Source organism: Bradyrhizobium sp. RDM12 (assembly GCF_051917485.1).
GTDB lineage: Bacteria > Pseudomonadota > Alphaproteobacteria > Rhizobiales > Xanthobacteraceae > Bradyrhizobium.
In genome coordinates, this window is sequence record NZ_CM133064.1 from 4,123,761 (window position 1) to 4,136,220 (window position 12,460).

The 12,460-nt window shown below is 63.7% G+C and carries 11 protein-coding genes and 5 pseudogenes; 6 read left to right on the forward strand and 10 right to left on the reverse strand.

The features are described 5' to 3' along the window. Positions 1 to 17: 17 nt before the first annotated feature. Positions 18 to 1,314, reverse strand: a pseudogene (gene egtB, locus ACTGJ9_RS19865) (ergothioneine biosynthesis protein EgtB). 239 nt (positions 1,315 to 1,553) lie between these two features. Between egtB and grxD the strand changes: the two are divergent. The 4 genes and pseudogenes from grxD (at position 1,554) to ACTGJ9_RS19885 (ending at position 5,030) form a co-directional block, all read left to right on the forward strand. Beyond that, a complete protein-coding gene (gene grxD / locus ACTGJ9_RS19870; protein ID WP_456672503.1) occupies positions 1,554 to 1,880 on the forward strand; it encodes a Grx4 family monothiol glutaredoxin in 327 nt (108 codons plus the stop codon). Positions 1,881 to 1,883: 3 nt separating this feature from the next. Further along, a pseudogene (locus ACTGJ9_RS19875) lies at positions 1,884 to 2,434 on the forward strand (O-acetyl-ADP-ribose deacetylase). A 45-nt stretch (positions 2,435 to 2,479) separates the two neighbouring features. Next, positions 2,480 to 3,766 (forward strand): serine hydrolase domain-containing protein, encoded by a 1,287-nt coding sequence (locus ACTGJ9_RS19880; protein ID WP_456672504.1) that lies wholly within the window; start codon positions 2,480 to 2,482, stop codon positions 3,764 to 3,766. A gap of 1 nt (position 3,767) precedes the next feature. After that, positions 3,768 to 5,030 (forward strand): serine hydrolase domain-containing protein, encoded by a 1,263-nt coding sequence (locus ACTGJ9_RS19885; RefSeq protein WP_456672505.1) that lies wholly within the window; start codon positions 3,768 to 3,770, stop codon positions 5,028 to 5,030. Between the two features lie 4 nt (positions 5,031 to 5,034). On the opposite strand, the gene ACTGJ9_RS19890 is transcribed toward ACTGJ9_RS19885, so the two are convergent. The 8 genes and pseudogenes from ACTGJ9_RS19890 to murI all read right to left on the reverse strand — a co-directional run bounded on the left by ACTGJ9_RS19890 (position 5,035) and on the right by murI (position 10,141). Then, on the reverse strand, positions 5,035 to 6,102 hold the full coding sequence (locus ACTGJ9_RS19890) for a threonine aldolase family protein (RefSeq protein ID WP_456672506.1): 1,068 nt from the start codon (positions 6,100 to 6,102) through the stop codon (positions 5,035 to 5,037). A 15-nt stretch (positions 6,103 to 6,117) separates the two neighbouring features. Beyond that, a complete protein-coding gene (locus tag ACTGJ9_RS19895) occupies positions 6,118 to 6,252 on the reverse strand; it encodes a type II toxin-antitoxin system RelE/ParE family toxin (protein ID WP_456678577.1) in 135 nt (44 codons plus the stop codon). 49 nt (positions 6,253 to 6,301) lie between these two features. Then, a pseudogene (locus ACTGJ9_RS19900) lies at positions 6,302 to 6,415 on the reverse strand (type II toxin-antitoxin system RelE/ParE family toxin); the annotation flags it as partial. Continuing rightward, complete coding sequence (locus ACTGJ9_RS19905) at positions 6,408 to 6,623, reverse strand: hypothetical protein (RefSeq protein ID WP_456672507.1); 216 nt, start codon at positions 6,621 to 6,623, stop codon at positions 6,408 to 6,410. The pseudogene ACTGJ9_RS19900 and the gene ACTGJ9_RS19905, both read right to left, overlap by 8 nt. Before the next feature lie 56 nt (positions 6,624 to 6,679). Further along, positions 6,680 to 7,297 carry a 30S ribosomal protein S4 gene (rpsD, locus tag ACTGJ9_RS19910; RefSeq protein ID WP_456672508.1) on the reverse strand — a complete coding sequence of 206 codons (618 nt, stop codon included), beginning with the start codon at positions 7,295 to 7,297 and terminating at the stop codon, positions 6,680 to 6,682. Between the two features lie 277 nt (positions 7,298 to 7,574). Continuing rightward, positions 7,575 to 8,342, reverse strand: a complete 768-nt coding sequence (locus tag ACTGJ9_RS19915) for an acyltransferase (protein WP_456672509.1) — start codon at positions 8,340 to 8,342, stop codon at positions 7,575 to 7,577. 172 nt (positions 8,343 to 8,514) lie between these two features. After that, positions 8,515 to 9,287, reverse strand: a pseudogene (locus ACTGJ9_RS19920) (HpcH/HpaI aldolase family protein). Positions 9,288 to 9,348: 61 nt separating this feature from the next. After that, positions 9,349 to 10,141 (reverse strand): annotated as a pseudogene (gene murI, locus ACTGJ9_RS19925) (glutamate racemase). A gap of 170 nt (positions 10,142 to 10,311) precedes the next feature. On the opposite strand from murI, the gene ACTGJ9_RS19930 reads away from it, so the two are divergent. Both ACTGJ9_RS19930 and ACTGJ9_RS19935 read left to right on the forward strand, forming a co-directional pair. Then, positions 10,312 to 10,863, forward strand: coding sequence for a cytochrome b (locus ACTGJ9_RS19930; RefSeq protein ID WP_456672510.1), 552 nt, complete (start codon positions 10,312 to 10,314; stop codon positions 10,861 to 10,863). Positions 10,864 to 10,954: 91 nt separating this feature from the next. Then, entirely contained in the window at positions 10,955 to 11,596 is a 642-nt protein-coding gene (locus ACTGJ9_RS19935) for a glutathione S-transferase family protein (RefSeq protein WP_456672511.1), read from the forward strand. A gap of 28 nt (positions 11,597 to 11,624) precedes the next feature. Here ACTGJ9_RS19935 and ACTGJ9_RS19940 read toward each other — a convergent pair whose 3' ends face one another. Next, the gene (locus ACTGJ9_RS19940) at positions 11,625 to 12,431 is read right to left on the reverse strand and encodes a Crp/Fnr family transcriptional regulator (RefSeq protein ID WP_456672512.1); all 807 of its coding nucleotides are present in this window, start codon (positions 12,429 to 12,431) and stop codon (positions 11,625 to 11,627) included. Positions 12,432 to 12,460: the final 29 nt, after the last annotated feature.

Here is a 12,460-nt window from a genome sequence, read left to right on the forward strand (position 1 = left end):
ATGAGACTTCAAAGACTTCAGACGTAATCGGCGAGCCGCAAACCCGTGAACTGCCAGCGGTGATGCGGATAGAAGAAGTTGCGGTATGTGACACGGCTGTGACCGTCCGGCGTCGCGAGCGAGGAGCCGCGCAGCACCAGCTGGTTGACCATGAACTTGCCGTTGTACTCGCCGAGCGCGCCCTCAATGGCGCGGTAGCCGGGGTAGGGTGAATAAGAAGAACGCGTCCACTGCCAGACGATGCCGAAGGCGTCGTTGAGCTGGCCGGCGCGCGCGGCGACCTCCCATTCCATCTCGGTCGGCAGATGTTTTCCGGCCCAGCGCGCAAACGCATCGGCCTCGTAATAGCTGACATGGCAGACCGGGGCGTCGGGATCGACCGGCGTGACGCCGGCGACCGTCATCACCTGCCATGCGCCATCGACCTCGCGCCAATGGCCCGGAGCCTGCCAGTCTTCCTTGCTGGCCGCAGCGAAGCCGTCCATCAGCCACAGCGTTGCGTTCCGGTAGCCGCCGTCGCGCATGAAGGCTAGCCATTCGCCATTGGTGACAAGATTGCGGGCGATCTTGACCGGACCAACGAGCGCGGTGCGCGGGCTTCTCATTGTCGAAATGAAAACCCTCGTCGACATAGCCGACGGTGTGGATGCCTTCGTTGAGCGTCAGCCAATCGTCGCCGGTGCGCGTCGCGGCTGGAAAGCGCCAATCCTTGTTATAGGCCGGATAGATCGGATTCTGCGCGAAGGCGTGCAGGATATCGGTGAACATCAATTCCTGATGCTGCTGCTCGTGGTTCAGCCCGACCTCGACCAGTGGCGCCAGCGCGCGGAGCTTGTCTTCGCCAGCCTCGCGGAAAAATCTGACGACCGCCGCATCGACATAGAGGCGATACGCGCCGACCTCCGCGGCACTCGGCCGGGTGATGTCGCCGCGATGATTGCGGGCATGGCGGGGGCCGGCGCTGACGTAATAGGAATTGAACAGGAAGGCGAAGTCGGGGTGGAAGGGCCGGTAGCCAGTGGCGTGCTGGCCGAGCAAGAACTGCTCCCAGAACCAGGTGGTGTGGGCCCGGTGCCATTTGATGGGGCTCGCATCCGGCATGGACTGGATCTGCTGGTCTTCGGGCGAGAGCGGCGCTGCCCGGCGCTCGGTCTCGTTGCGGACGGCAACGAAGGCGGTCTCCAGCCCCTGAGCAAGGCCGTCCGGGACGGTCGACGGTGACGAAAGCGGCGAGGTGGCCGTAGCGGAGGCTTGTTTCGTCACGTTTTTCTCCAGACAGGACAAGAGAACGTTGTTAGCGAGACCCGGTTCCAAAGCCGAGGTTCGTCCTAGATAGGGGTTCCGTTACGGTATGAAAGTCCTCCCGGCCGATGATATTCGTATCATCATGCAATAGGGCCGGGGCCATCAGGCCGAGCCGTCAGGGGCCGTTCGCCGCCATTTTACTTTGGATGCACAACGGTTTGGGCTACATATATACCCAGGTATCGGGTTAAATCGGCTGAGCCGGCCCGAGGATATTGGTAAGGGCTCTGCCCCAGAAGGACACGGATATGAGCATCGCGGAATTCATCGACAACGAAGTGAAGTCGAACGACGTGGTTCTGTTCATGAAGGGTACGCCGCAATTTCCGCAGTGCGGTTTCTCCGGCCAGGTCGTGCAGATCCTCGACCACATCGGCGTCGGCTATAAGGGCCTCAACGTGCTCGAATCCGCCGAACTGCGCAATGGCATCAAGGACTACTCGAACTGGCCGACGATCCCCCAGCTCTACGTGAAGGGCGAGTTCATCGGCGGTTGCGACATCGTCCGCGAGATGTTCCAGGCCGGCGAGTTGCAGCAGCTCTTCTCCGAGAAGGGCGTCGCCGTCGCGGCCTGATACGTGACGGTGCTGACGCGCCAGATCCGCGGCGTCCAGCTCGACGTCATTGTTGCTGACATACGACTCTCGGCGTTGACGCCATCGTCAACGCTGCCAACACGTCGCTCCTCGGCGGCGGCGGCGTGGACGGCGCGATCCATCGGGCGGCCGGACCCGAGCTCATCGCCGAATGCCGCATGCTCCATGGCTGCGAGACCGGCGACGCCAAGATCACCAGGGGATATCGGCTCAAGGCCGCGCATGTGATCCACACCGTCGGTCCGGTCTGGAACGGCGGCAGGATCGGCGAGGATGATCTGCTCGCCTCTTGCTATCGCCGCGCGATGGAGCTGTGCGGAAAACACAAGCTGACCTCGGTGGCGTTCCCCGCGATTTCGACCGGCATCTATCGTTTTCCAGCTGACCGCGCGGCCGAGATCGCTGTCCGCACCACGGTCGAAATGCTGCCCGCCACGCCATCCCTTGATCGGGTCGTTTTCTGCTGCTTCTCCGAGCCAAGCGCCAAACTCCATGCCGAGGCACTCGCGCGACACAGCGGCCCTTGTGCCTGAGGACGCCTTCAGTACACTCCGCCGGCCATGTTCCGGGGAGGGGATATGATTTTACGTTTTGGACGGTTTGCGTCGGTCTGCGGCGCGCTGGTATCGCTTTGCACCATGTCGCTCGTGCGCGCGGAAGGCACCTACGAGATTCCGGCCGGCGCGCATTTCAATCAGGACAAGCTCGGGAAGATCAGCGAATTCTTCAAGAATGAGGTTGCGACCGGCAAGATCGCCGGCGCAACCGTGCTGATCAAGCAGCACGGCAAGCCGATCTACCACGAGGCCTTCGGCGTGCAGGACGTGGTCAGCAAGGCGCCGATCACCGACAAGACGATCTTCCGACTGTTCTCGATGAGCAAGGCGATCACCTCGGTGGCCGCGGTCAAGATGGTCGAGGACGGCAAGATCAAGCTCGATGATCCCGTCTCGAAATACATCCCGTCCTTTGCCAATGTGAAAGTCGGCGTCGAGGAGAAGGCCGAAGACGGCACCAAGTCGCTCAAGCTGGTGCCGCCGAACCGGCCGATGACGGTGAAGGATCTGATGACGCACACCTCGGGCGTCACCTACGGTTTTTATGGCGACAGCCTGGTTCGCAAGGCCTATCGCGACGCCAACATCTATGCCGGCGATTTCGATCTCGCCGAGTTCGCCGAGCGTATCGCAAAGCTGCCGCTGCACAATCAGCCCGGCGCGCTCTGGCAATACGGCCATTCCACCGACATTCTGGCGCGCGTGATGGAAGTCGCGGCGGGCAAGCCGCTGCTCGATATCGAGCGGGAGACGCTGCTCGGTCCGCTCGGCATGGTCGACACCGGATTCCTCGTCACGGATCCCGAGAAGCAGAAGCTGCTGGCCCAGCCGGTGCCGAACGACAGCGATTTCCGGGTCGGCCGGATCAACGATCCGACGGTCGTCAAGAAGATCCAGTTCGCCAGCGGCGGCATGGTGACGACCATGGCCGACTACGAGCGCTTTGCGCAGATGCTGCTCAACGGCGGCAGCCTCGACGGCAAGACCATCCTCAAGCCCGCGACGTTCAAGCTGATGACGACCGATCAGGTCGGCCCGAATTCCGGCGTCGATCGTGACTATTTCTACTTCCCCGGCGACGGTTTCGGCTTCGGACTCGGCCTTGCCGTCCGCACCGATCCCGGCAACGCAAAACCGCCGCCGCCCGGCGATCTCGGGGAATTGAAGTGGGACGGCGCCTCCGGCTGCTATTTCGTGATCGACCGCAAGCAGGACATGTTCTTTGTGCTACTGGAACAGACCCCGACCGAGCGCCAGCGCATCCAACGGACATTGAAGCAACTGGTTTATGAAGCCATGGAGAACTGACATGCACGGGCGCCGCGGCCTGCTTGCGGCGCTCGTCGCTTTGTTCGGCGTCGTCAGTGCGCAAGCGGGCTCCGAACGCCGCGCGCACAACTTCACGCCCGAGGGCCTCTCAAAAGTCTCTGACTACATCAGGAACGAGATCGCGACCGGCAAGTTTCCGGGCGCGATCCTGTTGCTGCAACGGCACGGCAAGCCGGTCTATTACGAGAGTTTCGGCGTCCGCGACGTTGCAACCGAGATCTCGATGAGCGCGGGCACGATCTTCCGGCTCTATTCGATGTCGAAGCCGATCACCTCTGTCCTTGCGATGATGCTGGTCGAGGAGGGCAGGCTTGCGATCAACGATCCCGTCTCGAAATACATTCCGGCTTTTGCCGGCATGAAGGTTGGCGTCGAGAAGAAGGCGGAGGACGACAAGATCTCGCTGGAGCTGGAGCCGCTCAATCGTGCGGTGACGATCGAGGATTTGATGCGCCACACCGCCGGCATCCCATACGGCTATTATGGCGGGGGCCTGGTGAACAAGCTCTATGCCGACGCCGGTCTGTTCGACAACAAGGATGCAACTAACGCCGAACTCGTCGCGAAGATCACCGCACTGCCGCTCGCCGAACAGCCCGGCACCGTCTGGGATTACGGCCACTCCACCGATGTGCTCGGCCGCATCATCGAGGTGATATCCGGGAAATCGCTGTTCCAGTTCGCGAAGGAGCGGCTGCTTGATCCGCTCGGAATGAAGGACACCGCGTTCTATGTTGCCGATCCCGCCAAGTGGCCGCGGATCGCCGAGCCGCTGCCGCAGGATCGCGCGATCAGCCCGATGACGCAGGTCCGCGATATCAGGAAACCGCTGAAATGGGAGTCGGGCGGCGGCGGCCTCGTCGGCACCGTCGGCGACTATGCGCGGTTCTCGCAGATGCTGCTCAATGGCGGCAGCTATGAAGGCCGGCGCTATCTCAAGCCTGACACCATCGCCTTGATGGCGTCGGATCACGTCGGTCCCGAAACCCATGTCCAACGCGATAAGAACTATTACCCGGGAGAGAGCTCCGGCTATGGTCTTGGCGTCGCCGTGCGCAATTCGGTGCCGCCGGGCACCGCGTGGCCGCTTGGCGAATATCGCTGGGATGGCGTCGGCGGCACGTTCTTCTTCATCGATCCCGAAGATGATCTGTTCGGGATTTTCATGGTGCAGACACCGTCGCAGCGCGGCCGGATTCAGCTGGCGCTGAAGACGCTGATCTATCAGGCAATGGGGCGGTAGATTTTTACGCCCCGCGCACGATCTCGCGCACGTATCCGATCGTTTCCTCGATCTGGCTCGCATTGACGTCGAGATGGGTGCAGGCGCGGATGCGGCCGTCCATCATCGCGAGGGTCACGCCGCGCTGGCGCAGTGCGGCGACCATCTTGTCGCCTGGCACGCCGGCGCCGTCGGGCTTGAAGAACACGAGATTGGTTTCGGGCTCCTGCACTTCGATGCCCGGTATCTGTGAAAGGCCGCGGGCCAGAGCCCGTGCATTGGCGTGATCGTCGGCGAGGCGTTCGACGTGATGATCGAGTGCGTAGATGCAGGCGGCCGCGCAGACGCCGGCCTGCCGCATCGAGCCGCCGAGGCGCTGCTTCCACTGCCACACGGCGTCGATGAAGGCGCGGGTGCCCGCGAGCACGCCACCAATCGGCGCGCCCAGGCCCTTGGAGAAATCGATCCAGGCCAGATCCCAGCCCGCCGTCATGTCGCGCGGGGAGATGCCGCTCGCCACTGTCGCGTTGAGCAGGCGCGCGCCGTCCATGTGCGTGACGAGGCCGTGTTGCATGGCGATCGCGACGATCTCGTCGAGCGCGGCCTTCTTCCAGATCGTGCCGCCGCCGATATTGGCGGTCTGCTCGACGCTGACGACCGTCTGGGTCGGCTGGTAGCGCGTGCGCGGATGCAGCGCCTTGCGGAATGTCTCCGGCGTGAACTGGCCGTCGGCGCCCTTGAGCTGCGTGACCTGGAAGCCGCCGATCGCGGCATGCGCGCCGCCTTCGCGGGCGATGATATGCGCGGTCTCGTGCGCTAGGATCTCGTCGCCGGGACGGCAATGCACCAGGGTCGCGGTGACGTTGCACATCGTGCCCGAGGGCATGTAGACGGCGGCTTCCTTGCCCATCAGTTCGGCGACGCGCTCGCACAGCGCATTCACGGTCGGATCGTCGCCGACCTGCTCGTCACCGACTTCCGCGCGCGCCATCGCCTCGCGCATCGCAGCCGTCGGCTTGGTCTGCGTGTCCGACAGCAGATTGATGCGCACCGGCGGCGCTTCGGGATCGATCGGGGGAGGAGTGTAGAGCATTGCTGGTCTCGTCATCTAGTCGAACAATTGCGATCGAATGTCTTGCGCGCCGTGAAGGATGGCACGGATTTCGACGTGGTCGGGTTGCACGGTGTAGAAAATTAGATGGGATTGAAAGCGGAAACGTCGATAGCCTGCCGCTAGTTTCATCCACTTGCTGGCCAATCAGGGGGAAATCTGCGAGAAGTCCGAAGGATCGGATCAGGCCTGCGTAATAGGCTTCAGCGTGGTATTTGCCGAATCGGCTCTCGCTGAAGTCGTAGATATCGATCAAATCGGCTCGGGTACGCTCCGATAACCGGTACTCAGCCATGGTGGCGCTGGGCGACGCGTTGGCGCGCGGCAGCGAGGATGTCGTCTGGCGTGTCCGAGGTGAAGGTGTTGCAATCAGGCTGAGTGAACAACGCTTGGTACCGGCGGACCTGCTCGTCGCGAGGCAGCTTGGCCCATGCCTCAAGCTCGGCTTCGGTTGGCGTTGCCGAGGGGATGATATTGGCGAGCTGATCGCTGGTCTGGGACATCGGCAGCGATGCTATCACAACAAAAAGGCCCCGGAAACCGGGGCCTTTCTCAGATCTTAGCGCGAATAGAATTCGACGACCAGATGGGGCTCCATCTGCACCGGGAACGGCACGTCGGAAAGATGGGGGATGCGCACGTACTTTGCGGTCATCTTGCCGTGGTCGACTTCGAGATAGTCGGGGGTGTCGCGCTCGGGGAGCTGGCTCGCTTCGAGAACGTGGGCGAGCTGCTTGGAGGCTTCCTTGACCTCGATCACGTCGCCGACCTTGACCTGGTAGCTCGAGATGTTGACCTTGCGGCCGTTCACCTTGATGTGGCCGTGGTTGATGAACTGGCGCGCGGCGAAGATCGTCGACACGAACTTGGCGCGGTAGACCACCGCGTCGAGACGACGCTCGAGCAGGCCGATCAGGTTCTCGCCGGTGTCGCCCTTGAGGCGGCTCGCCTCGACATAGACGCCGTGGAACTGACGCTCGCTGATGTTGGCGTAGTAGCCCTTCAGCTTCTGCTTGGCGCGCAGCTGCACGCCGAAGTCGGAGAGCTTGCCCTTGCGGCGCTGGCCGTGCTGGCCGGGGCCATATTCGCGGCGGTTGACGGGGCTCTTCGGGCGGCCCCAGATGTTCTGGCCCATACGGCGATCGAGTTTGTACTTCGCCTCACTGCGCTTAGTCATCGCGTCCTCTTCAGGTACATGGTTTGAGGAAACGCGCCCTCCTGGGTGACGGGCTGGCCCGGCACTGACAGGTCCGATCCCCAAAGCTTAAGGGAGAGGACCACGGGTCGCGAAACGCTTCGCGGGCCGAAATCGGCCCGCGAGCAGGTGGCTTTAGGAGAGTTTGGGCCGATTTGTCAATGCGAGACGGTCGTTCCGGGCGCTCGTAGAGCGAACCCGGAATATCGAGATCCCAGGTTCGGTGCTTGTGCGCCGCCCCGGGATGACCGCTACGCGGTCAGGTCCCGACAACCCGGATCGGCTTGGCGCCGGCTGCCTGCAATTCGGCAGCGATTTCAGTGTTCAGCACCTGTTCCAGCCGGGTCAGGACGCGGGCAATCGGGGCGGCGTCGGTAACCCGGTGATCCCAGCGGATCACGACATGGATGGTGTGGTCGGGCTCGACCAGGCCATAGCTGAGGATGAAGGGGCCGGGCGTCATAGGGTGGAGCTCGCCGCCGCCATAGGCGGCCACCGAGCTTACAGCGAAACTGCCGAACCAATTGCCCCGCTGCCGGCCGAAATTCAGCCCGATCGCCCAGGACAGCCGCCGCAGCGGCAGCGGCAGGCGGGTCGCGCGCATGATCTTGCGGAACATCGGGACGTCGTCGATCGGCGCGGTCTTGGCCCGCCGGATCTCGGCGTCGACCGCGGCCAGCGCCATGGTCTCCGGGGCCGCGATCCGCTGCGGCATCACGCATTCCTCGCCGTCCTCGATCCGGGCGATGGCGATGAGCGCGACACTCCTCGGCAGCTCGTAGAGCGATGGCCAGGGCCATTTGGCATAGACGGTGCGCAGGACCGGCTCGTCCCTAGCGACCAGGGCGAAGGCCTTGACGAACATCGCGGCCCAGCCGGCCGGCGCCATCGCGCCCGCGCGGGCCTCCAGCAGCGGCCGGATGTTGAGCGAGCGGGACAATGAGACGAACGGCACGCCCATCGAGGCGCGCATGAGGTCGATAATCAGGCGCCGCGGCAGCGAAATGTTCTTGGGTTGACCGCGCATCGTTCTCCGGTTCCCGCGGACTGAGTTGGGGGACTGACTTGGGAGGGAAGCCCGCTCGCCGCCTCCTTTAGCACGAGCCAACCGCCTTGGGCGCGGATCGGTTCGGCCTTCCTCCCTGGAACGGCCGACCCTAGCAGCGCCGCTGTTCCCGGCAAGGTGGCAATCGGCCCGTTCAGCGCTTGATGCCGTCGAACGCGGCCATGATGCCGCGCTGGAATAGCGACCAGTCGAAGCCGAGGGCGATCGCGCGGTAGCCGCGGTCGACCAGGGCATTGGCCTGGTCCGCGGTGCGCGCCACGCCGCCGATCGGGACGCCGCTTCTGAGGATGCCGGCTTCTGCACGGGCGACCAGTTCGAGCAGCTCGGGATCGTCCATCTGTCCGCGCTTGTTGATGGACGTGGCGAGATCGCCAGGGCCGATGACGGCGACGTCGATGCCTGGTGTGGCCATGATCTCGTCGATGCGGTCGACCGCATCGACATGCTCGATGGTGATCATGCAGATCATCTCGTCGTCGGCTGACGCCATGTAGTCCGGCATCGACTGGCCCCAGCGGAACGGCGCGTGGAATGGACCCCAGAGACGATCGCCGCGCGGTGGGTATCGCACGCTGCGCACCGCTTTCTCCGCCTCGCTGCGGTTCGTGATCATCGGGAAATTGATGCCGAAGGCACCGATATCCATCGGCGCTTTCGCAAGCCACGGCTCGTTGGCCGCGATCCGCACCAGCGGCGTGCACGGCGTGCCCGTCGTCGCGGCGATCATCGCATGCGCTTCGGTCAACCCAATCGGCCCGTGCTCGAGATCGACGATGATCCAGTCGAGCGAGCGCGCCATGATCTGCACCATCTGCACGCTCGGGATCGTTGCGATCGCGCCGAAGGCGGGCGGCCTTCGCTCCACAATTGGCGGAGGCGATTGAGCGGCGTTGCGGGGACCGACATGTGATGACCTTGCGCGAGATGACGACGGCGAAGCCTAGCAGCGCGCTATCTCCGCGAAAAGTCAGGCCGGTGCGCGGCCGCCGAAGAACGGCGTCAGGGTCGCCCCGAGCCCATGTGCGCGGTTCGACGTAAATATCAGCTCGGCGCCGGATTGCGCGATCCCCACCGTACGGGCCGAGCAGATCCGAGACGCGGCGGGCGATGGCAGGTGCAGGATCGATCCACTCGACCGGCCAGGGCGCCAGCCGCTCCAGCCGGGCGAGCAGCAGCGGATAATGCGTGCAGGCGAGGACAATCGTGTCGGTGCGCGCGCCCGCGCCTGCGGCATCGCCGACGAAGCAGGGTGAGCTCGGCGAGGATATCGCCGTCGCTGATCGCCTGGCCCCTGAGCTCGCGCTCGGCAAGCGAGGCCAACTCGGGCGAGCCGACCAGCGTCACCTCGCAGCCCTGCGCGAAGTCGCGGATCAGCGCCTTGGTGTATTCGCGCTTCACGGTGCCTTTGGTGCCGAGCACCGAGACGCGGCGGGTCTTCGACCGGGCGCAGGCCGGCTTGATCGCCGGCACCGTGCCGACGAAGGGCACGGAATAAGCGGCACGCAGATGCGATAGGACCAGGGTGGAGGCGGTGTTGCAGGCGATGACGACGAGGTCAGGATCATGGGTGCCGATCAGTTCCCCATCAGCGGCACCACGCGGGCGATGATCTCGTCCTCGCTGTGATGGCCGTAGGGGAAGAAGGCGTCGTCGGCGACATAGACGTAATGCGCGTCCGGGCGCGCGGCGACGACCTCACGCAGCACGGTGAGGCCGCCAAGGCCGGAATCGAATACCAGGATCGTCGGAGATTTGGTCACGTCACCACCCTAGCCCGCCATGGTTACCATTGGGTTTTTGGGGCGGTTTTGCGGCGGGGACGGCCGCAGCCCGGTTTGGAACGATTCAATTTCACCTTTGCCCCATGTTCCCGCTATTTGCAGCGCTGCTGCGCCGCGGTTGGGACATCCGCAAATTTTCAGGAGCCGGCATGATCAGAAACACGAGGACCGGCTGGGGAAGTGTTGCCCGCTGGTTTCACTGGGGCTTGGCGCTGGCGATCATCGGCATGATCGCCTTCGGCTGGTGGATGAACCACATTCCGGCGCGCGCCGATAAGTTCTTCTATCGCTCGATCCATGCCGATATCGGGTACGTGATCCTGCTGCTCACGGTGCTGCGGATCGTCTGGCGCGCCCTCAACCCGACGCCGGCGCGGCCGGCCGGGCTCTCGCGTTGGCAGAAGATCGCGGCCCATGTCAGCCATGGCGCGCTCTATCTCGTCGTCATCCTGGTCGCGATGCTGGGCTGGGCACATTCCGGCGCGCGCACGCCCAACTACTCGGACTTTTTCGGCCTGTTCAACGTGCCGCAATTCACCTCCCCCGACAAAGCGGCAGCCGGCGCCTATGAGGACCGCCACATCTTCTTTGCTTATGTATTGCTGGCCCTGATCGCGATCCACGTGATCGCTGCCCTCTGGCACCACTTCGTCCGTCGCGACCGCGTCGTGGCACGCATGGTGGCCGACGAGGCAGGGTAGGGGACGGTCTCTCCAATGACGGAGTACGATGCAGCCCTCATCACAAATACACGCGGCGCGATCGCCGGAGCCATCTGCACAGGACACGCCCATGCTCACCGTTCATCATCTCGGCAGATCGCAATCCGAACGCATCGTCTGGCTCTGCGAGGAGCTCGAAATCCCCTATGAGCTGAAGCGCTATGCGCGCGATTCCGGCACCATGCTGGCGCCGGCCGACTATAAGGCGCTGCATCCGATCGGGGCGGCGCCTGTTATCACCGATGGCGCTCTCGTGCTCGCCGAATCGGGCGCCATCGTCGATTACATCATCGCCAGGTACGGCAAGGGGCGCCTGCTGCTCGGCACCGACGATCCCGACTTCGCGCAATTCCTGTACTGGTTTCATTTCGCCAACGGCACGCTGCAAGCCGGCATGGGCCGGCTGATGCTGCTGAACCGGCTCAAGCTGACAGAGGACAATCCGATGCTGGCCGCGACCAGGGCGCGCGTCGACCGTGCCTTCGATCTCATCGATGCGCGCGTGCGCGATGCCGAATATCTGGCGGGCAGCACCTTCACCACGGCCGACATCATGACGGGCTTCTCGCTCACCACGATGCGCTATTTCCAGCCCTACGATCTCGCGCGCTGCCCGAACGTGGTCAAATATCTCGGCCGCATCGGTGCGCGTCCAGCCTACCGGCGCGCGATGGAAAAGGGCGATCCCGGGATGGCGCTGCTCTTGGGCTGAGCGGCAGGGCCGGGTCCGCGGAGCCTGTTCACGCGATCCGGTTCGTTGTCGCGGCCCGCTCCGTCGCGAGCTGCTTCTGCAGGCGATCGATGTTTTGCAGAAGGCGCTGGCTGGTCAGCACCAGGAAATAGTAGCCGAACTGCGGATCCTGGAAGTAGATCTCGAGCAGGCGGTCATAGGTGATTGTCAGCACCTGGCCGTCTTCGATGCATTCGATCGTTCCGGTGCGCCGGTTGTCCGGCGTGAGGAAGCCGAGCTCGCCCATCAGCGCGCCGGGCCCGATCTCGACGTTGATCTCCTTGACCAGGAACTTGCCAGTGACCGTGAGGAGCATCTCCTTGGCCGGATCGCCCAGTTTGAACAGCGTGTCGCCGTGGCGATATTTGCGCTCGGTCATGAATGGCTTGAGCCATTCGATCGACATGTCGCCTTCCGCCGCATGGCGCGCCTTCTTGACCAGCTTGAGCATCTGTCGCAGGCGCAAGGCGTTGATCGGAAGCAGCAGCAGATAGAGCAGGAACGTCGAGACGTTGGCCGAGAGCGCGCCGAAGATGGCGAAGAAGGCGCAGCCGACCATGTTGGCGACGCGGAGCGGCACCATCGTCCGCATCAGCAGGGTGGCGACGAAGAAGCCGGCGCCGACCGCGGCGAACATGTTGGCCAGCGTGATGTTGTGAACGAAGATCTCCAGCAGCCGGTTGAAGATCGCGTCGTAGGTGACGTTGTTGGGATCGAGGCCCATCTGGACCAGGATCTTCGCGATCCTGAGGTTATCCGTGGCCGCGTCGAGAATGCGGTCGAGGATCGAGGAAATGTCTGCACTGCCGGACGGCATGGTACTATCCCTGCGTAAGGCTTTCAGCC

Bases quoted from the DNA above. Each gene is read 5' to 3' on its own strand.
- ACTGJ9_RS19905 (WP_456672507.1), bottom strand. From the start codon at position 6,623: ATGTCCCAGACCAGCGATCAGCTCGCCAATATCATCCCCTCGGCAACG.
- ACTGJ9_RS19880 (WP_456672504.1), top strand. From the start codon at position 2,480: ATGATTTTACGTTTTGGACGGTTTGCGTCGGTCTGCGGCGCGCTGGTA.
- ACTGJ9_RS19915 (WP_456672509.1), bottom strand. From the start codon at position 8,342: ATGCGCGGTCAACCCAAGAACATTTCGCTGCCGCGGCGCCTGATTATC.
- ACTGJ9_RS19890 (WP_456672506.1), bottom strand. From the start codon at position 6,102: ATGCTCTACACTCCTCCCCCGATCGATCCCGAAGCGCCGCCGGTGCGC.
- ACTGJ9_RS19930 (WP_456672510.1), top strand. From the start codon at position 10,312: ATGATCAGAAACACGAGGACCGGCTGGGGAAGTGTTGCCCGCTGGTTT.
- grxD (WP_456672503.1), top strand. From the start codon at position 1,554: ATGAGCATCGCGGAATTCATCGACAACGAAGTGAAGTCGAACGACGTG.
- ACTGJ9_RS19935 (WP_456672511.1), top strand. From the start codon at position 10,955: ATGCTCACCGTTCATCATCTCGGCAGATCGCAATCCGAACGCATCGTC.
- ACTGJ9_RS19940 (WP_456672512.1), bottom strand. From the start codon at position 12,431: ATGCCGTCCGGCAGTGCAGACATTTCCTCGATCCTCGACCGCATTCTC.
- ACTGJ9_RS19885 (WP_456672505.1), top strand. From the start codon at position 3,768: ATGCACGGGCGCCGCGGCCTGCTTGCGGCGCTCGTCGCTTTGTTCGGC.
- ACTGJ9_RS19895 (WP_456678577.1), bottom strand. From the start codon at position 6,252: ATGAAACTAGCGGCAGGCTATCGACGTTTCCGCTTTCAATCCCATCTA.
- rpsD (WP_456672508.1), bottom strand. From the start codon at position 7,297: ATGACTAAGCGCAGTGAGGCGAAGTACAAACTCGATCGCCGTATGGGC.